Source organism: Microbacterium sp. CFBP9023 (genome assembly GCF_034045055.1).
Lineage (GTDB): Bacteria > Actinomycetota > Actinomycetes > Actinomycetales > Microbacteriaceae > Microbacterium.
Genome location: NZ_JAXCWI010000002.1, coordinates 587,563 through 612,809, shown reverse-complemented (window position 1 = coordinate 612,809; position 25,247 = coordinate 587,563). Strand labels below are relative to the sequence as shown.

Genomic DNA, 25,247 nt, shown 5'->3' with positions numbered 1-25,247 from the left:
ATGGATGTCCACCGTCGCACGGACCGAGAATCCTGCACACGGGATTGACAACCGCGGTCGGGCGTGACAGCGCCACCTCCCCGTCGACGCGGACGTCGGCGACGACTAGCCTGGCCCCAGGCGGGTGGTCCTGCCCGCTCTCACCTCGGCTGCGGTCGACGAAGGAAGCGGTAGAACATGGACTCGATGATGATGGGCGCCATGCGCTCGAACATGATGTCGATGCCCGACATGGCGACCATGGACATGTCGGTCATGCAGGCCTGCATGGACGCGTGCTCGGCCTGTGAGCAGGCGTGCACGGTGTGCTCGACGCAGATGATGGACTGCTCGCCGGCATGCATGAACTGCGCGGACATGTGCAACACCATGATGCGGTCGATGATGCGGATGCAGGGCATGACCCCTGCGTCGATGATGGCGATGCTCGACGCCTGCATCGCGATGTGTCAGACGTGCATGGACGAGTGCATGGCGCACGCCGACCACAGCGAGGTGTGCAAGATGTGCGCTCAGACCTGCAAGGACTGCATGGACGCGTGCATGGCCGTCAAGGACATGATGATGGCGGCCGCCTGAGCGGCAGCGAGGTGTACGGCGCCCTCAGGAGAGCGCGACGTTGAACTGCGTGCGACCGACGGCCAGCACGCCGTAGCGCACGTGCAGCGCGATCGGCGTGCCCGCAGGAGCCTCGAGCGCTGCGCCGCCGCTGTTCCACAGTGCGTGAGTCGCCCCGTCGAGGGTGCGCACGGTCAGCTCGCCGGTCGCCGCATCGGCGTGCTCGACGATCGCGTCGGCCCACTCGGTCGGGGTCGCCGATGCGATGCGCGCCTGGATCAGGTGCAGCGCGTGACCCGCCTGGAACGAGGAGCACGCGAAGCCGTGGTGGCACATGCACGCAGAACGCTCACGCACCGAGAGGGGCGAAAGGCGGTTCAGCGGCGTGGACACGATGGTCTCCTTCATGAGCGGACGTTCCGGCAAGAGTAGGTCGGCCGTGGCAGCGAGGAAACCCGAGCCGACATGCTCCGAAACAAACGGGCGTAGACTCTCGGGGTGCTGTTGTCGAAGAGCGCTCACCGGATCCCGGATCGAGCGCGGAATGGAGCCGTGGGCGCGTTCAGCGCCACGGACAGAGGCTGACGATCGGCCGGAGGCGGAACATCCCGTCCCCGGAACCACGTCGTACCCGGCATCCGTGCGGATGCCGCCCTCCATTCCTCTTCCGCCGCCCTCTGCGGCCCACACGAAAGCACCGACGCATGCGTCCCATCGACGAGCGCACCCTGCGCGCCTCCTTCATCAACGCCTCCCGCAAGGAGGTCTCCGATCTCACCCTGCCCGCCGGCTTCGCCGACCTCGACGTCGAGAAGCTCGACTACCTCGGCTGGGTCGACCCCAAGCTCCCTCGACGTTCCTATGTCGTCGCCTGGGTCGATGACGTCCTCACCGGCGTGATCCTGCAGCGCGCCGAGCAGCGCGTCACGGCCAGAGCCCAGTGTTCCTGGTGCGAGGACGTCACCCTGCGCAACGACGTGCAGCTGTACGTCGCCCGCAAGGCGGGTCCGGCCGGCCGCAAGGGCGACAGCATCGGCACCCTCGTCTGCGCGGAGTTCGGATGCTCGCAGAACGTGCGCGTGCTGCCGCCGCTCGCGTACGAGGGCTACGACCGCGAACTCGCCCGCGAGATGCGCATCCTGAAGCTCCAGGAGCACGTGAGCGCGTTCATCGCGGGTGTGAAGGACTGACGCCTCACACGATCTCGAGCCGGGCGACCGTCTCCTCCTCGTCACAGGCGCCGCCGACCCACAGGCGTACGGCTCCTGCTTCGACCCGCTTGACGCCGTCGAGCCCGGTGAAGGCCAGCCGGTCGATGGGCACGTCGAACTCGACGATCTGCTCGGCACCGGGCGCGAGCGCGACCCGCCGGAAATCCAGCAGCTGGGCGACCGGACGGGTCACGCTCGCGACCTCGTCGTGCGCGTAGAGCTGCACGACGTCCGTCGCAGCGATCTCGCCGGTGTTGCGCACGCGCACCGTCGCCCGGAAGTTCTCCCCCGAGGTGACCGATGCGGGTGCGGTGAGCTGATCGTGGGCGAAGGTCGTGTAGCTGAGACCGAAGCCGAAGGGCCGCACGGGCGTGGAGTCGGCGCTCGTGACATCCGTGAGCCCGCCCAGCACGGGGTGCAGATATGAGTACGGCTGCGCTCCCGCCGAACGCGGCAGCGATACCGGCAGCCGACCCGACGGAGCGACGCGACCGCTCAGCAGCCGAGCGATCGCGGGGCCGCCCTCCTCGCCGGGGAAGAACGTCTGCAGCACAGCCGCGGGGATGCCCGCGGATGCCTCGTTCGCCACAGTCGAGCCGTCGACCGCTCCGAGGCCGGTCATGGTCCCGGCGGCGCCCGCACGGGTCGGCAGCGCCCAGTCGAGGACGTACGGACGTCCGGTCATCGCGATGAGGATCACAGGAGTGCCGGTCGCGACGACGGCCTCGACCAGCTCGCGCTGGACGCCGGGGAGCTCGAGGTCCTCGACGTCGTTGCCCTCGCCCACGGTGCCTCGTCCGAAGAGGCCGGCGCGATCGCCCACCACGACGACGGCGACGTCGGCAGCGGAGGCGGCGTCGACCGCGGCGGGGATGCCGGAGCGATCGGAGCCCTCGACATCGCATCCGATCGCCGAGACGATCTCGGCGGCGGGGAACTCGTCGCGCAGCGAGCCGGCGACCGTCGGCAGATCGATGCCTGCGGGGGTGTCGGGGTGATGCGCGAGCACATGGTTGACGAACGAGTAACACCCCATCAGCGCTTCGGCGCTGTCGGCGTTCGGCCCGATCACGGCGATCCTCGCGGTGGTCGAGGGCGCGAGCGGCAGGGATCCGTCGTTGCTCAGCAGCACGATCGACTCCTCGGCGAGACGGCGCGCGAGCGCACGGTGCTCTGCCGGATCCAGGTCGATCGCGGTCGGAGGGGTGTCGAAGTCGGCATCCAGCAGCCCGAGCTCCTCCTTCTGCGCAAGCACCCGGCCCACGGCCCTGTCGAGGATCTCGACCGGGAGCCGACCGTCCCGCACCTGATCGGCGAGCGTGACGAAGGCGTCGGGCGAGGGCAGCTCGACATCGATTCCCGCTGTGAGCGCGAGCCTGGCGGCGTCCGCTGAGTCCGCGGCTGCGCGGTGCATGCTGTAGAGGAAGTCGACCGCGAAGTAGTCCGACACGACGACTCCGTCGAACCCCCAGCGATCGCGCAGGATGCCGGTCAGGTAGTGCGCGTCTGCCGTGACGGGAACGCCGTCGATGTCGACGTAGGAGTTCATCACGCTGCGGGCGCCGCCCTCGTGGATCGCCATCTCGAACGGCGGGAGCAGCACGTCCTCGATCTCTCGCACGCCCGCGCTCACGGGCGCGTGATTGCGTCCGGCCTTCGAAGCGGAGTATCCGATGAAGTGCTTCAGGGTCGCGTGCACGCCCTCGGACTGGAGGCCGCGGACATACGCCGTGCCCACCCGGCCGACGACCAGCGGGTCCTCGGCGATGCACTCGTCGACCCGGCCCCAGCGGGGGTCGCGGATGACGTCGAGCACGGGAGCGAGGCCCTGATGGATCCCGAGTGCGCGCATCGATGATCCGACCGCTCGGCCCACCTCCTCGACGAGCTCGGGGTCGAACGCGGCGCCCCAGGCGAGCGGCGTCGGGAAGGTCGCTGCCTTCCAAACGGCGAGACCGGTCAGGCACTCCTCATGCACGATGGCGGGGATGCCGAGTCTGGTCTGCTCCTTCAGGCGGCGCTGCTCGGCCCACAGCCACTCGGCGCGTTCCACAGGGTCGACCGGACGCGTGCCGTACACCCGGGTGAGGTGGCCGATCCCGTGCTCCGAGGCGTCCTCGTAGCGGGTCGAGCTCTTCTTCTCGCCCGACATCGGCGCGACGACCTCGACGCCCTGGTCCACCCAGAAGCCGACGAGCTGCGCCTGCTTCTCCTCGAGGGTCATCCGCGCGAGGAGCTCCTCGACGCGGGGGGAGCGCGGCGCGGCGCCTGCGTACTGCGACATCGTGTTCTCTTTCTCGTTCTCGTTCTCGTCGACGTGCGGGGTCGCGACGGCGACCGTGTCAGCCCTTGACAGCACCGGTCAGCCCTCCCACGATCCGCCGTTCGAACAGGCTGAAGAAGATCAGCGCAGGGATCATCGACAGGGAGGTGAATGCCAGCACTTTCGCGGTGTCGACCGAGTACTGCGAGGCGAACGACTGCACGCCGAGCGGCAAGGTGAACGCCGAGGCGTCGTTGAGGATGAACAGCGGCAGCAGATAGCCGTTCCAGCTGCCGATGAACGCCAGGATGCCGGTCGTGATCACTCCCGGCAGGGAGAGCGGCAGCACCATCCGCCAGAAGAACCCGATGCGGCTGCATCCGTCGATGAACGCGGCCTCCTCGATCTCATCGGGGATCGCCCGGAGGAACGGCACGAGGATGATGATGGTCGTCGGCAGGGCGAAGGCGATCTGCGGCAGGATCACTCCGCCGAGCGAGTTCATCAGCCCGAGACTGCGCACCACGATGTACAGCGGCGTGATCGCCACGGTCAGCGGGAACATCAGGCCTGCGGCGAAGAAGGCGTAGAGCACGCCGCGACCGGCGAACCGGTATCGAGCGAGCACGTATGCCGCCATCAGCGCGAGAGCGACGGTGCCCACGGTGGTCGCGAGGGCGACGATCGTCGAGTTGCCCACGAGCCGCCAGAACACGTCGCCGGTGAGGACGTCGAGGTAGTTCGACACCACCCAGGGAGACGGGAACCCCGACGGGTCGGTCGTGATCTGCGCGTTCGTGCGGAACCCGCCGGTGATGATGTATGCGATGGGCGCGAGCATCAGTCCGACGGCGATCAGCGCGACGAAGTACACGGTCGGATGCGCCCACGGGAGCTTCGGCGTGGCGGTTCGACCCGGGCGTCCGAGACGTGCGGGTCGCTGGGTGACGAGCACCGAGGTGGCGGTCATCGGACGTACTCCTTCTGTGTGGTGGCGTCTGCACCGGAGTCGGCGTCTGCGTCTGCGACGGCATCCTGCGGGACGGCATCCTGCGACGCGCGCGACCGGGAGCCGCGCTTGCGACCCGAGGCACCCGTGAGGGCGCCGTCGGTGTCCTTGCGCAGCACCGCACGCTGATAGATGAGAGCGACCACGAGCGAGATGAGGAACAGGACGACCGCGACCGCGTTGCCGTAGCCATAGTTGCCGGCGTTGCGGCCTTCGGAGACCATGTAGGTCGCCATGGTCGACGTACCCGCGGTGGAAGCGATGTACTGGCCCCAGATGATGTAGACGAGGTCGAACAGCTGCAGTGAGCCGATGATCGACAGGAACGCCCAGATGCGCAGAGTCGGCGCCAGGAGCGGCAGAGTGATGCGCCACTGGATCTGCCAGTAGGACGCGCCGTCGATCGCCGCCGCCTCGTGCAGCTCCTCCGGGATGCCCTGGAGGCCTGCGAGGAACAGGATGACCGCGAAGCCGATGTACTTCCACGTGATGATGGCCATCAGCGTCCAGATCGCGATGCCGGGATCCGACAGCCAGTCGGTGGCGAGGAACCCGAGGCCCATGTTCGTCAGCATCGCGTTGATCGCGCCGTTGGTCTGCAGCATCAGGCTCCACCCCGTGCCCACGACGACCTCGGAGATCACGTACGGGACGAAGATCAGCACGCGGATCAGCGACTGGCCGCGCATCTTGCGGTTGAGCAGCAGCGCCAGCACGATGGCGATCGGGCCCTGGAGCACGAGGGAGAACACCAGGATGAACCCGTTGTGCGCGAGCGCGTCGTGGAACAGCGGGTCCTGGAGGATCGTGAGGTAGTTCTTCAGCCCGACGAAGTCGGTGGGAGGGCCGTAGCCCTGCCAGCTGAAGAACCCGTAGTACGCCGCCATCAGCACCGGGAAGATGACGAAGGCGAGGAACACGAGCAGGGCGGGCCCGGCCAGAAGGATCACTTCCAGCCGGGCACGCATGTCACGCTTTCGCTGCGGCATCCTGCACAGCCTTGACGAGGTCTTCCGCGCTGCTGTTGCCGGCGAGCAGGTCGACCACGGCGACGTTCAGCGCGTTGCCCACGTTCTGGCCGTAGACGGTGTCGAGCCACTGCGTCGCGTAGGGGGCAGCGTTGTACGCCTCGAGGATCGTCTGCAGGTAGGGCTCGGTGACGGCCTCCTGAGCGACCGTGTTGACGGGCGGGGCGTTGAACGCCTTGTAGTACGCGGTCTGCACGTCCGAGGTGCCGATGTAGTTCAGGAAGTCGACGCAGGCGTCCGGTGCATCCACCGAGCACGAGTAGCCGTCGACGCCACCCATCATGGAGCCGGGTTCGCCGTCTCCGCCCTCGACCTCGGGGAACGGGAACCAGCTGAGGTCGGCCAGCGGCTTCTGATCAGGGGTGAGCGAGCCGATGACGCCGGGGTTCCAGGCGCCCATGAGCTCCATGGCGGCCTGGTGGTTCGCGATGAGGCCGGCCGAGCTGCCCGCGCCCTGCTGTGCGGGAGTCGTCAGGAATCCGGAGTTGAAGGGCTCGGTCTCGGCGAACGCCTGCAGGTCCTCACCGGCACGCACCCAGCAGTCGTCGCTGAAGTCCATCTCGTCCGCCGCGGCGGCGAGGGTGTCCGAGCTGCATTCGCGCAGCGCCAGCCAGTAGTACCAGTGCGCGGCGGGCCAGGCGTCCTTGGCGCCGAGTGCGATCGGGTCGATCCCCTCCGCCTTCAGCGCCTCGGTGGCGACCTCGAGCTCCTCGAGGGTCGTCGGGTTCTCGGTGATGCCGGCCTGGTCGAAGAGGTCCTGGCTGTAGAAGAGGCCGCCGGGCAACACGGCGACGGGCATGGCGTAGATCTTGCCGTCAAGGCTGTTCGCCGAGTACGACGCATCGGGGATCTCGTCGGCGGCCGGGCCGTCGATGGCGTCGGTGAGATCCTTGAGCTGGCCGGCTTTGACCATCGCCGCCATCTTGCCGCCACCGCGCTGCAGGAAGATGTCGGGGGCGTCGCCGGAGTTGAGGGCGGTCTGCAGCTTGCCGTCGAGATCCTCGTTCTGGATCGACTGGATCTCGATCGTGACGCCCGGGTTGTCCTTCTCGAAATCCGCGACGGTCTGTTCCCAGAACTCCACTCCGGGGCCCGTCGTCGAGTTGTGCCACAGGGTCATGCTGGTGTCGCCGCCGTCTCCGGAGCCGGACGAGTCCGCGGTGCAGCCCGAGAGCGCGAGCGCTCCGACGGCCAGGACCGTGACTGCGGAGGCGAGGGGGAGCCTTCTGCTGTTCATGTGATCGTTCTCCTCATCGAGTTGCGCGCCGCGTCACTGCGGGGCGCCTGCGGACACTCTGGTGAGACCGCAGTGGCATGAGTCTCCGGCGGACGCGCTCGATCGTCAAACGTTTTCGAAAACAGTTTCCATCGCGATCGGCGGGAGACTACGCTGGCGTCTCATGGGGGCACGCACGACGATCCATGACGTCGCGAAAGCGGCGGGAGTGTCTGTGTCGACCGTCTCGAAGGCGGTGAACGGTCGGTACGGGATCGCGGATGCCACGGTGCAGCGCGTACTCGACGCGGTGAAGGAGCTCGGCTACGAGTCGAGCCTCGTGGCGAGCAGCATGCGCGCGCGGCGCACCGGTGTGATCGGCGTGCTGCTGGCGGACTTCGAACCCTTCAGCGCCGAGATCCTGAAGGGCGTCGGCTCGGCCGTGCACGACACCTCCTTCGATCTGCTCGCGTACAGCGGCTCCCACCTCGGCGCGGGCGACGGATGGGAACGCCGATCCCTGAGCAGGCTCTCCGGCACGCTCATCGACGCCGCGATCATGGTCACGCCCACGGTCGTCAGCGCCGGCACCGAGATCCCCGTCGTCGCGATCGACCCGCACACGGGCCGGGCCGACCTGCCCACGGTCGAGTCGGACAGCTTCGGAGGCGCGCTCGTCGCGACCAGACACCTCATCGAACTGGGCCACCGCCGCATCGGCTTCCTCGCCGGTCGCCCCGACCTGCGCTCCGCCGGGCTGCGCGACGCCGGGTATCGCAGGGCTCTGTCGGACGCGGGGATCCCCCTCGATCCGTCGCTCATCGGTGTTGGTCGCTACGAGCTCGACGCGACCAGGGAATCCGCCCGCATCATGCTGAGCGGCGACTCGCGTCCCACGGCGATCTTCGCCGCCAACGACCTCTCCGCGATCGCGGTCATCGATGTCGCCCACGAGCTCGGTCTGCGGGTGCCCGACGATCTGTCGGTGATCGGATTCGACGACGTGCCGGAGGCCACCAGAAGGGCGCTGCCGCTCACGACCATCCAGCAGCCGATGCGGCGACTCGGCGCGGTCGCGGCTGACATGGTGTTCACGCTGCTCGCGGGGCAGGAGGTCGACGAGATGCACGTGATCCTGCCGACGCGGCTGGTGGTGCGGGCTACGACCGCCCCGCCGCGGTGAGCTCGGCGCCGGTCGCGGAGCTTCCGGCCGCGGAGTGTCGCGTGACGTCGCGCACACGCCGCCACGCGGCATCCGACAGCTCTGTCGACAGCCTCTGGAACTCGGCGACGCTGCGCCGACCGGGCCACTCGGCCGGCAGCATCGACGGCGGCAGCCCCGGATCGACGTAGGGCAGCACTCGCCAGCGGTCGAGCAGCTGCACATACGCGGCGAACGGCGCGGTGGGCAGCGTCGCGAGCGAGGCCTGGAACGCGAGGTGCTCGGCGCGCAGCGACTCGAGGTCCCACCAGTCGGCGGCGGCCTCGGGCAGTGTGCGGGCCGTCGTCGGCGTGCCGGCCTGGAACAGGGTCACCCACTCGCTCGCTTCGAGGTCGTCGACGATCTCCTGCACCTCGCCCTGCAGATGCCCCGGACAGATCCACAGCGCAGGCGAGACGACACCCGCCCCGATCCACTGCAGGCGACGGCGAAGCTGGTGCCGGGTGGCTCGCGCGCTCTCGGGCATCGAGAACGAGATGAGGCACCAGCTGTCGGCATCCGTCATCTCGCGCATCTCGAAGATGCGCCGATCGCCGCGCTCGAGCATCGTCGCGGCATCCGGATTCAGCAGATACCCGGCCGCGTGCCTGCGCTCGGCGAGCAGCAGTCCCTTCTGCTTGAGACGGGTGACGCCGGTGCGCGCCTGCGCCGTGGGGATCCCGAGATCGCCGGCGAGGGCGACCAGGTCGGCCGTCGAGATCCAGCCGCCGAGAGGTCGCAGATACAGCCCGACCAGAGTGCGCAAGAGGGAGGCGGTGCTGCCGGGGCGCGCATCGATGTCATCGAGCACGGGGCCTGTGGTCGCCTCTGCGCGGTCAGCGGTCATGCGACTCCAGTGCGTCGCGCACGGCGAGGACGCCGGTGAGCGTCTCGACATACGACGTGCTGAGAGGGGAGAGCCCCAGACGGATGCCGTCGGGGAAGCGGAAGTCGGGGATGATGCCGTCGGCCCACAGCCGCTGCGTCACCGCGCGGAAGTCGGGGTGGCCGATGGTCACGTGGCTTCCGCGCTGTGCGGCGTCGCGGGTGCTGAGCAGGCGCACGCCGAGAGGCGCGAGCACCTCGTCGTGGGCGCGGACCGCGAAATCGGTGAGCGAGAGCGACTTCTCACGGATCGCCTCGACCGACGCCTGCTCGATGAGGTCGAGCATGCCCTGCATCGCGAGCATCGAGGTGATCGGGGGAGTGCCGCTGAGCAGCTGACGGATGTCGCCGGCCGGCTCGTACTGCGGACCCATCGCGAAGATGTCGGCGGCGCTCCACCACCCCTGGATCGGCTGGCGCAGCACGCCCTGATGCTCGCGCCGCAGGTAGGCGAACGCGGGGGAGCCGGGGCCGCCGTTGAGGTACTTGTAGGTGCACCCGACGGCCATGTCGACGCCCCAGTCGTCGAGCTGCATGGGGATCACGCCGGCCGAGTGGCACAGATCCCACATCATCAGCGCGCCGACCTCGTGCACCGCGGTGGTGATCGCCGGCATATCGGCGAGGGCGCCGGAGCGGTAGTCGACGTGGCTCAGCGACACGAGCGCCGTCTTCGCAGAGATCGCAGCGACCACATCGGCCATCTGCACCCCGAGCACCGGATCGGGCTCGATCCACCGCACCGTCATGCCGGTCTCGGCGGCGACGCCCTCGGCCATGAATCGGTCGGTCGGGAAGTTGCCCGCCTCGATGACGAGCTCGGTGCGCGAGGGGTCGGCGGTGGCGGCCGCGCGCATCAGCTTGTAGATCAGCACGCTGGTCGAGTCGGCGACCACGGTCTGACCCGCGGCGGCGCCGAGGGTGACACGTCCGATGCGATCGCCGAGCTCCATCGGAAGGGCCATCCACTGCTCGTCCCACGAGCGGATCAGGCGCGCGCCCCAGTCGTCGCGCACGAATGCGGCGAGCTTCTCGGGGGTGTCCTTCAGGGGCCGGCCGAGCGAGTTGCCGTCGAGGTAGGCGCCGACGCCGGGCGCTTCGGCGAAGGCGGAGAGGTGCGAGTGCAGCGGATCGGCCGCGTCGAGAGCCTGCGCGAGGTCGAGGAGGGTGCGGTCGGCGGTCGGAGCGGCGGTCGTGGTCTCGGGTGAGTCGGTCATGTCATGCCTTCAGATCGGCGCTGGTCAGCGGGCGGGCGAGTGTCGGGTCGGCGTCGGTGCCGGGGAGTCTCAGGAGCAGAGCTGCGGGATCGAGCAGGTCCTGTGGCGCGAGAGCGCGCAGGAGGTCATCGCCCGCGATGCCTGCCTCGCGGAGCGCTGCGAGCTCGGCGGGGTTCAGGCCCACGGGCGTCGGACCGTTGCCCATGTCGGTGCCGTAGAGCACCATTCCGCCGGCGGCGTGGAAGCGGCGGACGTTGTCGACCGCGGTGGCTCGCTCCTCGCTGTCCGCATCGTGGATCGCGAGCGTCGAGATCCACGAGACGGATGCCGCCTGTCGGGCGATCTCGTCGTCGGCGAGCCGTTCGGTGAACGGTGTATGGGCGAGACGGGCGGCCCCGAGGCGAGCGGCGCGCTGCGCCTGGCCCGGTCCCTCGGCATGGGCGACCACGGACAGCCCGCGGGCCGAGGCGGCGTCGACGATCGTGCGGAACAGGTCGTCGTCGAAGACGGGGCCTGCGGTGGCGTTGCTCGCCACCTTGATGCAGGATGCTCCGGCATCCGCCATCGCGGTGACGGCCGCGCGCGCCGTCTCTGCGTCCGTGATCTCGCGGAAGGATCCTGTCGGGGCCCAGTCGCGGTCACTCGGGTACCCGCCGACGGGAGTGAGGAATGCGCCGGCGAAGTCGACCTGGACACGGTGCGAGGCGTCGGTTCGCCGGAACTCCGGAATCCCCGCGTCGGCTCGGCGGACATCCGCATAATCCGGGATGGTGTGGCGCAGATCTCCAAAGTCGTGGGGCGACGATGCCCGGGACAGCGGTTCGATGACGGCCGGGTCCGCCCCGAGGTCGACCACGCGGCCCAGGGTCGAGCTCGCGAGCAGCGTGTGGTCGACGAGCTGAAGGTGCACGTGGTGGTCGGTGAAGCCGCCGATGACCACGCCGGCCAGACGGGGCAGATCGCCGGCGGGAGGCTCGGCGCGGAGTCGCATCCGCTCGCCGTCGCGGTCGATGATGCCGTCGCGCCATCCTTCGCCGTCGAAGAAGGTCGCCGCGTGCATCAGCCGCCGATCTCGGTGCGCACGGTGTAGAGCTCGGGGAAGAACGTCAGGTCGAGGGCTCGCTGCAGGAATCCGACTCCGCTCGAGCCGCCGGTGCCGACCTTCATGCCGATCGTGCGCGCGACGGTCTTGAGGTGACGGAAGCGCCAGAACTGGAAGTTGTCCTCGAGATCGACGAGGTCTTCGCACGCTTCATACAGATCCCAGTGCTGCTGGTGGTTCTGGTAGATCTCGCGGATGGCCGGCACGAGTGCGGGCGTCTCGCGGTAGGGGAGACGCACGTCCCGGTCGAGGATCTCGGTCGGGATCGGGAGGCCGCGTCGCGAGGCGTAGCGCAGGAACTCGTCATAGAGCGTCGGCTTGTGCCATTCGGCGGTGAGCAGCGCGAGGTTCGCGGGGTGGTCGCTGAAGACGCTCAGCATCTTCTCGTTCTTGTTGCCCAGCGCGAACTCGACGGCGCGGTACTGCACCGACTGGAAGCCGGAGGAATTGCCGAGCGCTCCGCGGAACTGCGCGTACTCGGTGGGCGTGAGCGTCGCGAGGATCGCCCACTGCTGGGTCATGACGTCCTGGATGCGCTTGACGCGCGCGACCCTCTTCAGCGCCTCACGGAGGTCGTCGCTCGCGAGCAGCTGGCGTGCGGACGACAGCTCGTGCAGCAGCTGCTTGAGCCAGAGCTCGGTCGTCTGGTGCTGGATGATGAACAGCAGCTCATCATGGTGCTCCGGGACGCTGACGGGATTCTGGGCGGTGAGCAGCTGGTCGAGCGACAGATACGACCCGTACGTCATGCGTCCGGACAGATCGGTGACGATGCCGGCCTCGAGCTCGCGCTCGTTGTTCTCGGTGCTCATGGGTCGCTTCCTGTCGTGACGGACAGGAAGAACATATAACAATCGTGGCGAGCGTCACAATAGTGAAATGTCGCGCGGTGGGACCGGCTCCGCCGAGGTCAGAGCCTCGACGTGCGCAGCGGGGGAGTACGCCGCTCGCCGGGTGCGCCGACGGCTTCGAACCCGGCCGCGAGTCGCAGCAGCGACGAGTCGTCGTAGGCGCGGCCGGCGAACGTCAGGCCGATCGGCATGCCGATGTCGGCCATCAGACCCATCGGCACCGTCACGGTCGGAATGCCGAGATGACGGATGGTCAGGTTGCCGTTCGCGATCCAGGTGCCGTTGCGCCAGCCGAGGTCGGCGGATGACTCGTTCACATCCATGTCAGCCGGCCCGACGTCGGCCACCGCGGGGAAGACGACCGCGTCGAGCTCGAGCTCGTCCATCCACTGCTCGAGGTCGACCCGGCGGGTCTCCTCGAGTCCGCGGAGGCCGTCAGGCAGCTCGGGCATGTCCTCGAATCCGACGCCGGGGTTCTCGCGCACCCATTCCGGGTACTCGGCGATGTCGTCGTCGAAGCCGGTGTAGCGGTCGGGCAGTGCACCCTCAGGGTGGGGGAAGATCGATGCCCCGTCGACCTCCGCGAGAGTGTGCAGCCGCGGGTCGCCGTTCGCCTGCAGGAAATCCTCCCAGGCCCAGGCCGACAGGTCGACGATCTCGCGGTGCAGGTACTCCGGCGTGACGAGCCCGCGGGTGGCGATGGTCGGGGCGCCGGGTCGATCGCCCTCGTAGTTCGACACCACCGGGAAGTCCACGTCTACGACCGTCGCGCCGGCCGCCTCGAGGCTCCGTCGGGCCGCCTGCCACTGGTCGATCACGGACGGACGCGTCGCGATGCGCCGGCCGGTCGGGCCGCCGATGCCCGCATCGTCGGCGGTGCCCGCGTCGGAGTCGGCGTTGATGTACATGCGCGGGATTCCGATGCGAGCGCCGTCGAGAGCTGCCGCCGCATCGGTGGAGAGCGCGCGGTACGACGCGGGGCGGACCTCGGAGGACTGCGGCAGTGACACCCACGGCTGTGCGCGCCAGAAATCGCCGCGGACCTCGGCGTCGTCGGCGACGATCACATCGAGCACCTCGAGAAGATCGGCCATGGTGCGGGTGTGCGGCACGACGACATCCATCGTCGGCACGAGCGGCCAGTTGCCCCGCGTCGAGATGACGCCTCGTGAGGGCGTGTAGGCGCACAGGGCGTTGTTCGTGGCCGGGCCGCGACCGCTCGACCAGGTCTCCTCGCCCAGACCGAACGCGCCGAAGCTGGCAGCCGTCGCCGTGCCCGAGCCGTTCGACGACCCGGAGGCGAAGGGCGCGGTGAGGAAGTCGGCGTTGTAGGGGCTCTCGGCGCGGCCGTAGACGCCGCGCTGCATGCCGCCGTTCGCCATCGGCGGCATGTTGGTCAGCCCGAGGCAGATCGCGCCTCCCGACCGCAGGCGCTCGATCGTGAACGCGTCGCGCTGCGCGACGAGGTCGGCGAAGGCGGGGCTGCCGGCGGCCGCCGTGAGCCCTCGCACGAGATAACTGTCTTTCGCCGTGTACGGGATGCCGTCGAGCGGCCCCCGCGTCTCGCCACGGGCACGTCTCGCGTCCGATGACTCGGCCTCCGTGCGCGCCTCGGGATTCGCGACGACGATCGCGTTCAGAGCCGTGTCCGTATCGGGGCCGTCGTAGGCGGTGATGCGCGCGAGGTAGGCGTCGACCAGTTCGACGGAGGTGGCAGCGCCCGTCTCCAGCGCTCGCCGCAGGTCGGCGATCGAGGCCTCGACCACGTCGATCATGCGAACACCCCCACACTCGGCTGCTGCTGGGTGATGCAGTGGATGCCGCCGCCGCGGTCGAACAGCGGGCGCGCGTCGACGGTGACGACCCGGCGGCCGGGATAGACGTCGGCGAGGATGGCCCTCGCGGCGGCATCGGCCTTCTCGTCGCCGAAACCGCACGCGACGACGCCGTCGTTGGTGACCAGATGGTTGACGTAGCTCCAGTCCACGAACCCCTCGTCGTCGCGCAGGGTCGCGGGCGCGGGCAGGTCGACGATCTCGAAGCGGCGACCGGCGGCATCGGTCTGATCGCCGAGGTGCGCGCGCAGCTCGCGGGTGACCTCGTGGTCGGGGTGCGCGGGATCCTGCTGATCGTGCAGCAGCAGCCGACCGGGGGAGACGATCGTCGCGACGATGTCGACGTGGCCGTTCGTGCCGAAGTCGTCGTAGTCGCGGGTCAGGCCCCGGGGCAGCCACACGGCCTTCGAGGTGCCGAGAGTGCGGGCCATCTCGGCCTCGACGCGGGCCTTGTCGGCGTAGGGATTGCGGCGCGGATCGAGCTGCACGGTCTCGGTGAGCAGCACGGTGCCCTCGCCGTCGACGTGGATTCCGCCGCCTTCGTTCACGAGGGTCGAGCTCACGAGCTCGGCGTCGACGGCCCCGGCGATGATGCGCGCGTGCTGCGCCGCCTTCTGCCACTGCGCCCAGGCCGGTGCGCCCCACCCGTTGAAGATCCAGTCCACCGCGCCGAGCACGCCGGGTCGCTCGTCGTCGATGACGAACGTCGGCCCGGAGTCGCGCATCCAGAACTCGTCGACCGGCGCCTCGACGATGTCGATGGCACCGCTGAGCATCCGCCGGGCGCGGGCGATCTCCGCCGGGTCGACGATCATCGTGACCGGCTCGAACTCGGCGACCGCATGGGCGACGGCGGTCCAGGTCTCGTAGCCCTCGTCGCGCTCGGCCGCCGTCTCGCCGAGCGTCGGCCCCTCGGCGGGGAACGCCATCCAGGTGCGGTCGTGCGGTGCGGTCTCGGCGGGCATGTGCCAGGCCATGGTTGTCTCCCTCGCTGCTGATCACGACCGCGGCAACGAGAGTCGCCGTCGCTATTGAACACGCGATCAACGAGTGATACGGTAACCCGTGATGAAGACCACGTCAAGAGCCGCCGCACCGCGCAGGCTGCCGCCGGAGGAGCGCGAACGCTCGATCCTCGACGGCGCCGTATCGCTCGCCTCGGAGAGCGGCCTCGAGGCCCTCACCGTGCGCGCCGTCGCTGCGCGGGTCGGCGTCACTCCCGCTCTCGTCGCCCACTACCGGCCCGTGATGGAGTCGTTCGTCGCCGAGGTCTTCACGACGATCGTCGCGGCCGAGCGCGAAGAGGTCATCTCCTCCTACGACCCGACTGTCGACCTGCGCACGAATCTGCTGCGTCTCATCGAGACGCTGCTCGACGACTCGCGCGACGACGTGGCGATGGTGTGGGTCCAGTCGTGGGCGCTCGGAGCCCGCAACGAGGCGCTCGGCACCCGGGTGCGCACCGAGATGGACCTCTGGCACAGCGCCCTCGAAGACCTCATCGCCCGGGCGATCGCCGAAGATCCGGCAGTGCGGGTCGATCCCGATTCGTCGGCGTGGATGCTGCTCGCCATGGTCGACGGGATGAGCGCCCACTCGCTCGTGCACTGGGCGCCGCGCGATCGGGCGGCACTCGCTCGCCGCACCCTCTCCGCCGTGCTCGATGTCCCCGTGACGGACGTGCCGGAGCCCTCCGTTCCGGTGTCGGACGATCTCGAGCCCGGCGCAGCACGACGGGCAGCACAGCCCGCACAGCCCGCAGAAACCCTCAGGTAAGGACAGCTCATGGGAGCAGAACGCATGCACGCGGCCTCGGCCGAATCGACGGCGATCGTCGATGCAGTGCTCGACTACTCGCGCCGGCGGATGCTCGCGGCCGATGTGCCGCTCGACAAGCCCCAGTCGCCCGCCGAGCTCGACCGTCTGGTCGGCACGACGATCACCGATGCGGGTCTCGGATCGCAGCGGGCGCTCAGCGTGTTCGAGCACATCCTCGCTCCCGCCTGCCTGACGACGAGCCACCCGGCGTATCTGTCGTTCATCCCGACGGCGCCGACCATCGCGTCGATCGCGTTCGACCTCGTGGTCTCGGCATCCGGCCTCTATGGCGGCAGCTGGCTCGAGGGCGCAGGAGCCGTGCACGCCGAGAACGAGGTGCTGTCGTTCCTCGCCTCCGAGTTCGGCCTTCCCGACACCGCGGGCGGGGTGTTCGTGCAGGGTGGCACGATCGGCAACCTGTCGGCACTCGTCGCGGCGCGCGAGGCGGCGAAGGCGAAGCTGCTCGACGCGGGCAAGGAGCTGCCTCGTCGCTGGAAGGTCGTGTGCAGCGTCGAGGCGCACTCCTCGAACAAGTCGGCGGCGAAGGTCATGGACGCCGACGTGCTGCTCGTGCCGGCCGGAGACGACGGCGTGCTGAGGGCGGACGCGGTGCGCGACGCACTCGCCGAGCACGGCGACGAGATCTGCGCTGTGGTCGCCACCGGCGGCTCGACCAACTTCGGCATCGTCGACGACATCGCCGGCATCGCCGCGCTGAAGGACGAGTTCGACTTCTGGCTGCACATCGACGGCGCGTACGGGCTGACCGCCATGCTGGCCCCCGAGGCCCGGGGTGTCTTCGCCGGGGTGGAGCGAGCGGACTCGGTGATCGTCGATCCGCACAAGTGGCTGTTCGCGCCCTTCGACTGCTGCGCGCTGATCTACCGTGACCCCGATGCGGGTCGTCGCGCGCACACCCAGCACGCCGAATACCTCGACACGCTCACCGACGCGGGCGACTTCAGCCCGTCGGACTACTCGATCCAGCTCACCCGGCGCCCCCGAGGGTTGCCGCTCTGGTTCTCGCTCGCGACCTACGGAGTGACGGCCTATCGCGAGGCCGTGAGCGCGACGCTCGCTCTGACGCAGCGGATCGCCGCCGAGATCGCCGCGCGGCCCGAGCTCCGTCTCGTGCGCGACCCGCAGCTGTCGGTCGTCGTCTTCGAACGCGAGGGCTGGGAACGCGGCGACTACGACCGGTGGTCCGACGAGCTCCTCGACTCGCAGCGTGCGTTCGTCGTGCCGAGCTCGCACGGAGGCCGCCCGAACACCCGCTTCGCGATCCTCAATCCGCTCACCACGTTCGACGACCTCGTCGGCATCCTCGACACGATGAAGTAGGCAGCGGGACACGAAAGACGGCCCACGCCGACTCCGCCCCCGTCAGCGGGTGGTGTGCGCGTCCAGGAAGTCGATGGTCTTCTGCAGGGCCGTCTGCGCATCCGGCATGTCGAGATGGAACTGGTATTCGTGGGGCAGCTGCGGCTCGTGCGGCGCGGGCCAGAAGAGGGTCGTCACGTCGACGCCGAGCGCGTCGAGCCGCTGGGCCATGGGGATCGACTGCAGCCAGGTGAGACCGTCGCCGTTGCCGCCCGAGATGTAGGTCGTCGGGAAGTCCTCGGTGACCCAGTCGATCGTCGACATCGTGGCACCGGTCGAGTCCTCGGCCCAGGTCTTGGTGCCTGAGTACGCCCACATCGAGGTCTTCAGCCCCCAACCGGCGATGCCGTCGAGCGTCGCGAGTGCGGCCAGGTCGTAGACGCCGCAGTTCAGCACGGTCGCCACCACCTGCTCGGCCTCGAGCGCCGGGGTGACGTCCATGATCTCGGCGTAGTCGGGGCTCGTGATGAGCGTCGCCATCTGACTGGCCAGCTGACCTCCGGCGGAGTCGCCCGCGAGCACGATCTGGGTCGGGTCGACGCCCAGCTCGTCGGCGTGCGCGTCGATGTAGGCGAGCGCGTCGTTGAGCTGGTGCACGGCGAGCGGATACACCCCTTCGGGTCCGATGGTGTAGTTCACGGCGATGGTCGTGTAGCCCTCCGCAGCGAGGATCCGCATGTACGGGTCGACGTTCTCCTTCGATCCCGAGATCCAGGCGCCGCCGTGAATCCAGACGACGGTCGGAAGCGGGCCCGTGGCGGATGCCGGTGTGAAGACGTCCATCGTGGTGTCGGCGCCGCCGTCCGCATACGCGAGATCGAGTTTCTCGGTGAGTTCGGTGTCGGGCACGTGCTTGTCCATCTCGGCGGCAGTCTCGTCGCCGCCCCGGGTGAACACCGCGCGGATGGCCATCGCGGACGGCCAGGGGGTGAGCGCGCCGATGATCGTCACCACGGCGACGACGATCAGCACGATTCCGACCGCCACCTTCGTGCGATGCCAGGGGCGACGACCCTTCGTCGGGTGGACGGATCCGTCGTCGTGCGCGCTCGCGGTCATGGAAACCCCTCTCCGCGCATCATCTTGGCAGTATTCCGGTTGCTCTTCGGCGCAGCCGCTCGCCGAGCGGTGAGATCGGCAGGCCACCGAGCGGGGTGCTCCGACCTCTCAGGCGGTCAGTCCCGCGAGTATGCGCTCCACCGCGTAGTCGAACGCCTCGTCGACGTCGCCGCCCAGACGGAAGGCTCCGGCGAGTTCCATCTGCAGGAACCCGGTCGCCCAGGAGGTGAAGAGCCGGGCCGCATCGAGCGCCCGATCCGGCCCGACGAGAGCGGCGCATGAGCGCAGCACCGGAACAGACGTCCGGTGCAGGGCGTCTTCGGGCGCGGAGGCGGTGAACAGCAGGCGGAACGCGTGCGGGCGCTCGTGCGCGAAGGTGCGGTATGCGGTGGCGAGGAGGGGGAGCTCGTCGCCTGCGGCGTCGAGCCTGACCGTCAGCGCGTCGGCCGAGGCCTCCGCCACTGCGGAGAGCAGAGCGTCACGATCGCGGATCCGCTTGTAGAGGGAAGGTGCGCGGACGCCCACCCGCTCGGCGACCGCCTGCATGGTGAGTCCCGCGGGTCCGGCGGACTCGAGGATGTCGCGACCGGCGTCGATGATGGCCGCCAGCGAGGTTCGTTCGGGGGTCGGCATCCGGGTCTCCTTCATGGCTATTGACATTAGCTATGATAGCTACGTAGTCTAGCCATCACAAGCCACCGCGAAGGGAACGGCCATGAAGCTCGCACCGCACCTGCATCGACTCGGCAACGATATCGTCGCGTCATATCTCATCGATCTGCCCGAGGGGATCACGCTCGTCGACGCCGGGCTGCCCGGCCACTGGAACGATCTGCAGCGCACCCTCGCAGAACTGGGGCGCCCGCTCTCCGACATCAGGGGCCTCGTCCTGACCCACGGCGACAGCGACCACATCGGGTTCGCCGAGCGGCTGCGCAGCGAAGCAGACGTGCCGGTCTTCATCCACAGCGCCGACGCGCACCGCGTGCGCACGGGTGAGAAGCCGAAGACCCCGATGGGACCCGCTCGCGTCGGTCCACTGCTCGGCTTTCTCGCCTACGGCGTGCGCAAGAACGGGCTGCGCACGCGCCATGTCACCGACGTCATGACGGTCGCCGACGGCGAGGTGCTCGACCTGCCGGGATCTCCGGTCGTCATCGGGATGCCGGGACACTCACCGGGCAGCATCGCGGTGCACATTCCCGCAGCGGACGCGGTGTTCGTCGGCGACGCCCTCACCACGCGCCATGTGCTGACGGGGCAGGTCGGTCCTCAGCCCGCGCCGTTCACGGATGAGCCGACCGAGGCCATCGCGTCTCTCGACAGGCTGGCTGCCGTGTCGGCATCATGGGTGCTGCCCGGGCACGGAGCTCCGTGGCGGGGGTCGCCCGCCGACATCGCGGCCGCGGTGCGCGCGGAGATCTAGAGCCCCGACAGCACGGAGGCGGTGTCGCTGATCGTGATCTGCGGCGGGTAGAGACCCATCACCTGCATCGCGGCCGCATGATTCTCCGCCGTCGATCCCGCGCAGGCGTCGCCGACCACGGTGACGTGCGCTCCGGCATCCGCTGCGGCCAGTGCGGTCGAGATGACGCAGCAGTCGGTCGCGACACCCGCCAGCACGACGTGCGCCCCTCGGCCGACGACCGCCTCGATCTCTGCGCCCCACTTGCCGAAGGTCGGCAGGTCGAGAGTCGGATGCGGCGACAGCCCGGCCGCATCGGGGACGAGGTCGAACAGCGGATCCGTCGGCGGCTGGTCGGCGAACGGCCACGCGGCGAAGTAGGCGCCCCAGGAGGTCGAGCGGTCTGCCGTCGGCATCCAGCGCGTGACGATCACGCGGTCGCCGAAAGCCGTGGCCAGCTCGCGGATGCGCGGCATCGTGTCGGCGAAGAACGGCGATCCCCACGCAGATCCGGGCGACGCGAAGATCTGCTGAGGATCGATCACGATCAGCCAGGGACCGTCGCTCACGCCGAGGCCTCCTGCGCGCGGATCTTTCCGGCCCGGGCGAACCAGGTCACGACGAACGACAGCACGAGGGCGAAGAAGACCCCGAGGTTGGCATACGCCCAGTCGCCGTCGACACCCCCGACGAGGCCGAGCAGGTAGCCCTGCCAGTTGTTCCATGGCGCCGCATCCGCGAATCCGTTGAGCACGAAGCCCCAGCCGATCACGCTCGCGATCACCATGGTGCCGATCGAGATCCAGTCCCACGCGCCGTAGCGGCCGCGGCTGTCGAAGAGCGCCTCGTCGTCGTAATCCTTCTTGCGACGCAGGATGTCGGCGATCAGGATGCCGGCCCATGACGCCAGCGGCACGCCCAGCGTGATGAGGAAGCTCTGGAACGGACCGAGGAAGTCGGTCGCGAAGAACACGACGTAGATCGTGCCGATCGTGAGGATCACGCCGTCGATCGCCGCCGCGGACGCGCGGGGGATGCGGATGCCGAGGCTCAGCAGCGTGAGGCCCGAGGAGTAGATGCCCAGCACCGCGCCGGAGACGAGCGCCAGCACGGCGGTGAGCAGGAACGGAACGAGCACCCAGATGGGCAGGATCGTCGCGAGCGCGCCGATCGGGTCGGCGGCGATCGCCGCGCTGAGCTCGTCGTCGGATCCGGCGAGCAGCAGACCGAAGATGACGAGGATCACGGGAGCCACCGAGCCGCCGATCGTGTTCCACAGGACGATCGCCCCGTCGGATGCCGTGCGCTTCTGGTATCGCGACCAGTCGGCGGCGATGTTGATCCAGCCGAGGCCGAAGCCGGTCATGACCATGACGAGTGCGCCGGTGACCTGTCCGATCCCGCCGTCCGGACGCGCGAGGACGGCCGCCATGTCGATGCTCGGAGCGGCGAGGACGATGTAGAGCACCGTCACGATGCCGGTGACCCAGGTGAGCACCGACTGCAGCTTCATGATCGTGTGATAGCCGAGCACGGATGCCGCGACGATGAGCGCGGCGACGATCACTGTGGCGGTGATCTTCAGCGCGATGCTGTCGCCGTCACCGCCGAGCTGCGTGATGACGGTGGCCGTGGCGAGCACGGCCATGATCGCGAGGAACGTCTCCCAGCCGATCGACGTCAGCCACGAGACGATGCCCGGAACCTTCTGCCCCTGCACGCCGAACGCCGCACGGGACAGCACCATGGTGGGCGCCGAACCGCGCTTGCCGGCGATCGCGATCAGTCCGCACAGGAGGAACGACACGACGATGCCGATGATCGACACGAGGGTCGCCTGCCAGAACGAGATGCCGAAGCCCAGCACGAACGAGCCGTACGACATGCCGAACACCGACACGTTCGCCGCGAACCACGGCCAGAAGAGGTCGCTCGGCTTCGCGGTGCGCTCGGATTCGGGGATGATCTCGATGCCCGCGCGCTCGATGAGAGCAGGCTTGATGTCCGTCATGCCATCATCCTGGCACTGCGCAGGGCCCGCGAGGGCGTCGGCAGGGCTCAGCCGGCGAAGAAAGCTCCGGCGACGCGGGTGAGGTCGTGCAGGTCCGAGACGCCGGCGAGCTCGCGCGCCGAGTGCATCGACAGGATCGGGATGCCGACGTCGACCGTGCGGATGCCGAGACGCGTGGCCGTGATCGGGCCGATCGTCGAGCCGCACGGCACGTTGTTGTTCGACACGAACTCCTGCGTGACCACGTCGGCGGTCTCGCACCAGCCGCGCCAGGCGGCGGAGCCGACGGCATCCGTCGCATAGCGCTGGTTGGCGTTGAGCTTGAGGATCGGTCCCGAGCCGAGCACCGGCTGCACGACGGGGTCGTGCTTGTGCACGTAGTTCGGGTGCACCGAGTGGCCCACGTCGCTCGACAGGCACCACGACGCGGAGAACGCGCGTCGACGCTCGGAGGCGTCGGCGCCGAGCGCGTCGTAGACGCGGCCGAGGATGTCTTCGAGCAGGGGGCCGCCCGCGCCGGAGCGGGAGTTGGAGCCCAGTTCTTCATGGTCGAACGCCGCGAGGATCGCGATCGGTCCGCTGACTGCCGTATCGATCTTCTCGAGCGCGACGACGCCGGCGTGCACCGAGGCGAGGTCGTCGAGTCGGCCGGAAGCGAAGAACGCGCGGTCCTTGCCGAAGATCGCGCCGCGCGCTGTGTCGGAGATCAGGACGTCGTAACCGCGGATGTCGGATGCCGAGACGCCGGCCGAACCGGCGAGCTCGGCCAGGATGTCCTCCTGGGTCGGGTCGCCGAGGCCCCAGACCGGCTGCGTCTGGAACTGCTTGTCGAGCGCGAGGCCCGTGTTCGCCTCGCGGTCGAGGTGGATCGCGAGCTGGGGAAGCCGCAGCAGCGCTCCCGTGTCGGCGAGCACCACGCGTCCGTCGGCGAGGGCCAGCCGTCCGGCGAGACGCAGCTCGCGGTCGAGCCACGAGCTCAGCAGCGGACCGCCGTACACCTCGACGGCCGCCTGCAGCCAGCCCCTCGAACCGGTCGTCGGCTGCGGCTTGAGCTTGAAGCCGGGGGAGTCGGTGTGAGCACCCAGGATGTGAGCGGGCGTGGTCGCGGTGGCGTCCCCCGGAACCGTCCACGCGATCGCGGCACCGTCTCGCACGACGACATAGCGTCCGCCGGGGGCGACATCCCAGGCCTGATCCTCTTCGAGCCGCGTGAAACCGGCATCCTCGAGGCGCCTGGCCACCTCGGCGGCGGCGTGATAGCTCGAGGGCGAGGCGGCGACGAAGTCGGCGAGATCCTCGGCGTGGGCGAGAGCGTCCGGGGTGACGGGCATGAGCGACCTTCCTGCAGGGGCGGTCCTTCGATCGTAATCGGCGACTCGATGCGCGATCTCCGCGACGGTCGGATGGCGGTCGTTCACCTTCTCGTCACCATCGGCCGGTACGGTCGATCTCGATAGCGCCTAGGGTTCCGGGGTTCGTCCCGTCTGGTCCGAGCGGCGCCACGGTGCTCCTCCGCAGGAGCGCCGTCATCTGACAGGACAAAAGCCCGGAGGACCCTGTTCGTCGCGCCCGCGAAGAACGGAAGGGTCTCTGATGTCCGCTCTCGCCTTCGCTCTCGTCCTCGCCGCAGCCGTCACTCACGCCGCCTGGAACATCATCGCCCACGGCGTGAGCCGCGCAGGGACGCCGTTCCTCTGGTGGGGGGCCGTCGGAGGAACCGCCGTCTGGATCGGGGTCGTGCCGTTCACCGGAGGGCTCGGCACCGACGACGTGCTGGCGTTCCTGCTCGGCGTCGGAGTCTCCGGTGTGCTGCACGTCGCCTACATGGCGGTGCTGCAACGCGGATATCGCGAAGGCAACCTCTCGACCGTCTACGCGACGGCTCGGGGCACCGGGCCGTTCCTCTCTGTGATCGTCGCCGTGCTGGTGCTCGGGGAGCGCCCGTCGGCCCTCGCGCTCACCGGTGTCGCGGCGATCATCCTCGGAGTCGTCGCGATCGGTCTCGTCGACCGAGGACGCGCCGACCGGTCGCGTCGCCTGGATCCCGGGCTCGTGTTCGGTCTGCTCACCGGCGTCGCGATCGCGGTCTACACGATCTGGGACGCCAACGCCGTGCGCACGTGGAACCTCTCGCCCGTCGCCTTCATGGTGGGGACGATGCTGCTCGAGATCCCGTTCTACTCGCTCGGCGTCCGAGGCCGATGGGCGGCCGTTCGCGCGCTCGGCCGCACCCAGTGGAAGCGCATCGTGGCTTTCAGCATCCTGTCGCCGCTCTCGTACATCCTGGTGCTCACGGCCATCCAGATCGCTCCGGTCGCACTGGTCGCGCCGCTGCGCGAAGTCAGCGTCGTGCTGGTCAGCCTGTTCGGTGTCTTCGCCCTGAAGGAGAGCAGGCCCGGATGGCGTCTCGCCGCGTCCGCGGTCGTCGCCGGCGGGATCGTGCTGCTCGCGCTGTAGCGGTGGATCTGCAGCGGTGGGGCTGTGGTCGTGGTTCTGTGGTCGTGGTCGTGGTCGTGGTCGTGGTCGTGGTCGTGGTCGGGGTCGTGGTCGCTCCGGGTGCGTGGCCTGCGTGATTGTATGGATGCTGTGTGCGCCGGGTGGAGTCTTCGAGAGAGCAGTCCGTCGGATGCGCACTGGATGTCGGAGCTGCGAGCGATCGTCATGCGTGCCGATCTGGAGCGTCTCGGACGCTTCGACCCGGTGCGTGTGCGGCAGCGGTTCCTCGATGGGTTCGTCCCGCAGAACACGCGAGTGATCGTGGTTGCCGGGCAGGACGTTGGCCTCATCGCGGTGAGGCCCGAGAGCGACGCGGTGTGGATCGAGCACTTCTACCTCGATCCCGCTCAGCAGGGCCGCGGCCTCGGCTCCGCGGTGCTGGCGGACGCCTTGGAGACGCGTCATGCGGGCGATGACCGGCCGTTCCGCCTCAATGTGCTGCAGGGCAGTCCGGCGCGACGGCTGTACGAGAGGCACGGCTTCGAGCTCGAGAGCGAAGACGCGGTCGACGTCTTCATGAAGGCCGAGCCGCTCCGGCGCTGATCGGGTGCCCCGTGACGGGTGCTCGGTCTGGGGTCTCGTTCCTCGTGTCTGGGTCCTTGTTCCTCGTTCCTCGTGTCTCGTTCCTCTTGTCTCTTCCTCGTTCCTCGTTTCTCGTTCCTCGTTTCTCGTTTCTCGTTCCTCTTGTCTCTTCTGCCCTCG

General features: G+C 69.0%; 25 protein-coding genes. 8 read left to right on the top strand and 17 right to left on the bottom strand.

The window, feature by feature from the left end:
* Positions 1-140 precede the first annotated feature (140 nt).
* Complete coding sequence (locus SOM10_RS13495; protein WP_232224473.1) at positions 141-401, bottom strand: hypothetical protein; 261 nt, start codon at positions 399-401, stop codon at positions 141-143.
* Here SOM10_RS13495 and SOM10_RS13490 point away from each other — a divergent pair.
* A complete protein-coding gene (locus SOM10_RS13490; RefSeq protein ID WP_261987848.1) occupies positions 400-579 on the top strand; it encodes a hypothetical protein in 180 nt (59 codons plus the stop codon). The two genes, SOM10_RS13495 and SOM10_RS13490, sit on opposite strands and share 2 nt — an antisense overlap.
* A gap of 24 nt (positions 580-603) precedes the next feature.
* On the opposite strand, the gene SOM10_RS13485 is transcribed toward SOM10_RS13490, so the two are convergent.
* A complete protein-coding gene (locus tag SOM10_RS13485) occupies positions 604-966 on the bottom strand; it encodes a hypothetical protein (protein WP_320490488.1) in 363 nt (120 codons plus the stop codon).
* 296 nt (positions 967-1,262) lie between these two features.
* Here SOM10_RS13485 and SOM10_RS13480 point away from each other — a divergent pair, with 296 nt between their 5' ends.
* The gene (locus SOM10_RS13480) at positions 1,263-1,748 is read left to right on the top strand and encodes an FBP domain-containing protein (RefSeq protein WP_320490486.1); all 486 of its coding nucleotides are present in this window, start codon (positions 1,263-1,265) and stop codon (positions 1,746-1,748) included.
* A 4-nt stretch (positions 1,749-1,752) separates the two neighbouring features.
* Here SOM10_RS13480 and SOM10_RS13475 read toward each other — a convergent pair whose 3' ends face one another.
* From SOM10_RS13475 to SOM10_RS13460, 4 genes are read right to left on the bottom strand one after another with little or no spacing between them, the layout of a single operon-like run.
* Entirely contained in the window at positions 1,753-4,053 is a 2,301-nt protein-coding gene (locus tag SOM10_RS13475) for a beta-glucosidase family protein (RefSeq protein WP_320490742.1), read from the bottom strand.
* 58 nt (positions 4,054-4,111) lie between these two features.
* The gene (locus SOM10_RS13470) at positions 4,112-5,002 is read right to left on the bottom strand and encodes a carbohydrate ABC transporter permease (RefSeq protein WP_056279587.1); all 891 of its coding nucleotides are present in this window, start codon (positions 5,000-5,002) and stop codon (positions 4,112-4,114) included.
* Positions 4,999-6,030, bottom strand: a complete 1,032-nt coding sequence (locus SOM10_RS13465) for a carbohydrate ABC transporter permease (protein ID WP_082297874.1) — start codon at positions 6,028-6,030, stop codon at positions 4,999-5,001. Before SOM10_RS13465 ends, SOM10_RS13470 begins: the two co-directional genes overlap by 4 nt.
* Positions 6,011-7,306: an ABC transporter substrate-binding protein gene (locus SOM10_RS13460; protein ID WP_320490482.1), complete on the bottom strand. Its 1,296-nt coding sequence runs from the start codon at positions 7,304-7,306 to the stop codon at positions 6,011-6,013. Before SOM10_RS13460 ends, SOM10_RS13465 begins: the two co-directional genes overlap by 20 nt.
* A gap of 163 nt (positions 7,307-7,469) precedes the next feature.
* Between SOM10_RS13460 and SOM10_RS13455 the strand changes: the two genes are divergently transcribed.
* A complete protein-coding gene (locus SOM10_RS13455) occupies positions 7,470-8,468 on the top strand; it encodes a LacI family DNA-binding transcriptional regulator (RefSeq protein WP_053097606.1) in 999 nt (332 codons plus the stop codon).
* On the opposite strand, the gene SOM10_RS13450 is transcribed toward SOM10_RS13455, so the two are convergent.
* The 6 genes from SOM10_RS13450 to SOM10_RS13425 all read right to left on the bottom strand — a co-directional run bounded on the left by SOM10_RS13450 (position 8,446) and on the right by SOM10_RS13425 (position 15,353).
* On the bottom strand, positions 8,446-9,333 hold the full coding sequence (locus tag SOM10_RS13450; protein ID WP_072591741.1) for a PaaX family transcriptional regulator C-terminal domain-containing protein: 888 nt from the start codon (positions 9,331-9,333) through the stop codon (positions 8,446-8,448). The two genes, SOM10_RS13455 and SOM10_RS13450, sit on opposite strands and share 23 nt — an antisense overlap.
* On the bottom strand, positions 9,323-10,588 hold the full coding sequence (locus SOM10_RS13445) for a kynureninase (RefSeq protein WP_320490479.1): 1,266 nt from the start codon (positions 10,586-10,588) through the stop codon (positions 9,323-9,325). Before SOM10_RS13445 ends, SOM10_RS13450 begins: the two co-directional genes overlap by 11 nt.
* A 1-nt stretch (position 10,589) precedes the next feature.
* Positions 10,590-11,648: a hydrolase gene (locus SOM10_RS13440; protein WP_320490478.1), complete on the bottom strand. Its 1,059-nt coding sequence runs from the start codon at positions 11,646-11,648 to the stop codon at positions 10,590-10,592.
* Positions 11,648-12,502 (bottom strand): tryptophan 2,3-dioxygenase, encoded by an 855-nt coding sequence (locus SOM10_RS13435; protein WP_053097603.1) that lies wholly within the window; start codon positions 12,500-12,502, stop codon positions 11,648-11,650. Before SOM10_RS13435 ends, SOM10_RS13440 begins: the two co-directional genes overlap by 1 nt.
* A 98-nt stretch (positions 12,503-12,600) precedes the next feature.
* A complete protein-coding gene (locus SOM10_RS13430) occupies positions 12,601-14,316 on the bottom strand; it encodes an amidase (protein ID WP_320490475.1) in 1,716 nt (571 codons plus the stop codon).
* On the bottom strand, positions 14,313-15,353 hold the full coding sequence (locus tag SOM10_RS13425; protein WP_320490474.1) for an agmatine deiminase family protein: 1,041 nt from the start codon (positions 15,351-15,353) through the stop codon (positions 14,313-14,315). Before SOM10_RS13425 ends, SOM10_RS13430 begins: the two co-directional genes overlap by 4 nt.
* Before the next feature lie 91 nt (positions 15,354-15,444).
* On the opposite strand from SOM10_RS13425, the gene SOM10_RS13420 reads away from it, so the two are divergent.
* Positions 15,445-16,152: a TetR/AcrR family transcriptional regulator gene (locus SOM10_RS13420; RefSeq protein WP_053097600.1), complete on the top strand. Its 708-nt coding sequence runs from the start codon at positions 15,445-15,447 to the stop codon at positions 16,150-16,152.
* A 9-nt stretch (positions 16,153-16,161) separates the two neighbouring features.
* Positions 16,162-17,535, top strand: coding sequence for a pyridoxal phosphate-dependent decarboxylase family protein (locus SOM10_RS13415; RefSeq protein ID WP_320490473.1), 1,374 nt, complete (start codon positions 16,162-16,164; stop codon positions 17,533-17,535).
* A 42-nt stretch (positions 17,536-17,577) separates the two neighbouring features.
* On the opposite strand, the gene SOM10_RS13410 is transcribed toward SOM10_RS13415, so the two are convergent.
* Both SOM10_RS13410 and SOM10_RS13405 read right to left on the bottom strand, forming a co-directional pair.
* Positions 17,578-18,633, bottom strand: coding sequence for an alpha/beta hydrolase (locus tag SOM10_RS13410; protein ID WP_056279601.1), 1,056 nt, complete (start codon positions 18,631-18,633; stop codon positions 17,578-17,580).
* 108 nt (positions 18,634-18,741) lie between these two features.
* A complete protein-coding gene (locus SOM10_RS13405) occupies positions 18,742-19,266 on the bottom strand; it encodes a TetR/AcrR family transcriptional regulator (protein WP_187250268.1) in 525 nt (174 codons plus the stop codon).
* Positions 19,267-19,348: 82 nt separating this feature from the next.
* On the opposite strand from SOM10_RS13405, the gene SOM10_RS13400 reads away from it, so the two are divergent.
* On the top strand, positions 19,349-20,059 hold the full coding sequence (locus SOM10_RS13400) for an MBL fold metallo-hydrolase (RefSeq protein ID WP_320490468.1): 711 nt from the start codon (positions 19,349-19,351) through the stop codon (positions 20,057-20,059).
* Here SOM10_RS13400 and SOM10_RS13395 read toward each other — a convergent pair.
* Genes SOM10_RS13395 through SOM10_RS13385 form a run of 3 tightly spaced genes read right to left on the bottom strand, consistent with a single transcriptional unit; the run spans position 20,056 to position 23,380 of the window.
* The gene (locus SOM10_RS13395; protein WP_320490466.1) at positions 20,056-20,607 is read right to left on the bottom strand and encodes a cysteine hydrolase family protein; all 552 of its coding nucleotides are present in this window, start codon (positions 20,605-20,607) and stop codon (positions 20,056-20,058) included. The genes SOM10_RS13400 and SOM10_RS13395 overlap by 4 nt on opposite strands.
* Positions 20,604-22,049: a purine-cytosine permease family protein gene (locus tag SOM10_RS13390; RefSeq protein ID WP_320490464.1), complete on the bottom strand. Its 1,446-nt coding sequence runs from the start codon at positions 22,047-22,049 to the stop codon at positions 20,604-20,606. Before SOM10_RS13390 ends, SOM10_RS13395 begins: the two co-directional genes overlap by 4 nt.
* 47 nt (positions 22,050-22,096) lie before the next feature.
* Positions 22,097-23,380 (bottom strand): M18 family aminopeptidase, encoded by a 1,284-nt coding sequence (locus tag SOM10_RS13385; protein ID WP_320490462.1) that lies wholly within the window; start codon positions 23,378-23,380, stop codon positions 22,097-22,099.
* Between the two features lie 262 nt (positions 23,381-23,642).
* On the opposite strand from SOM10_RS13385, the gene SOM10_RS13380 reads away from it, so the two are divergent.
* Together SOM10_RS13380 and SOM10_RS13375 are read left to right on the top strand one after the other, a co-directional pair.
* Complete coding sequence (locus SOM10_RS13380) at positions 23,643-24,506, top strand: EamA family transporter (protein WP_053097593.1); 864 nt, start codon at positions 23,643-23,645, stop codon at positions 24,504-24,506.
* Between the two features lie 180 nt (positions 24,507-24,686).
* Positions 24,687-25,088 (top strand): GNAT family N-acetyltransferase, encoded by a 402-nt coding sequence (locus SOM10_RS13375; protein WP_261987849.1) that lies wholly within the window; start codon positions 24,687-24,689, stop codon positions 25,086-25,088.
* The last annotated feature ends 159 nt before the right edge of the window (positions 25,089-25,247 follow it).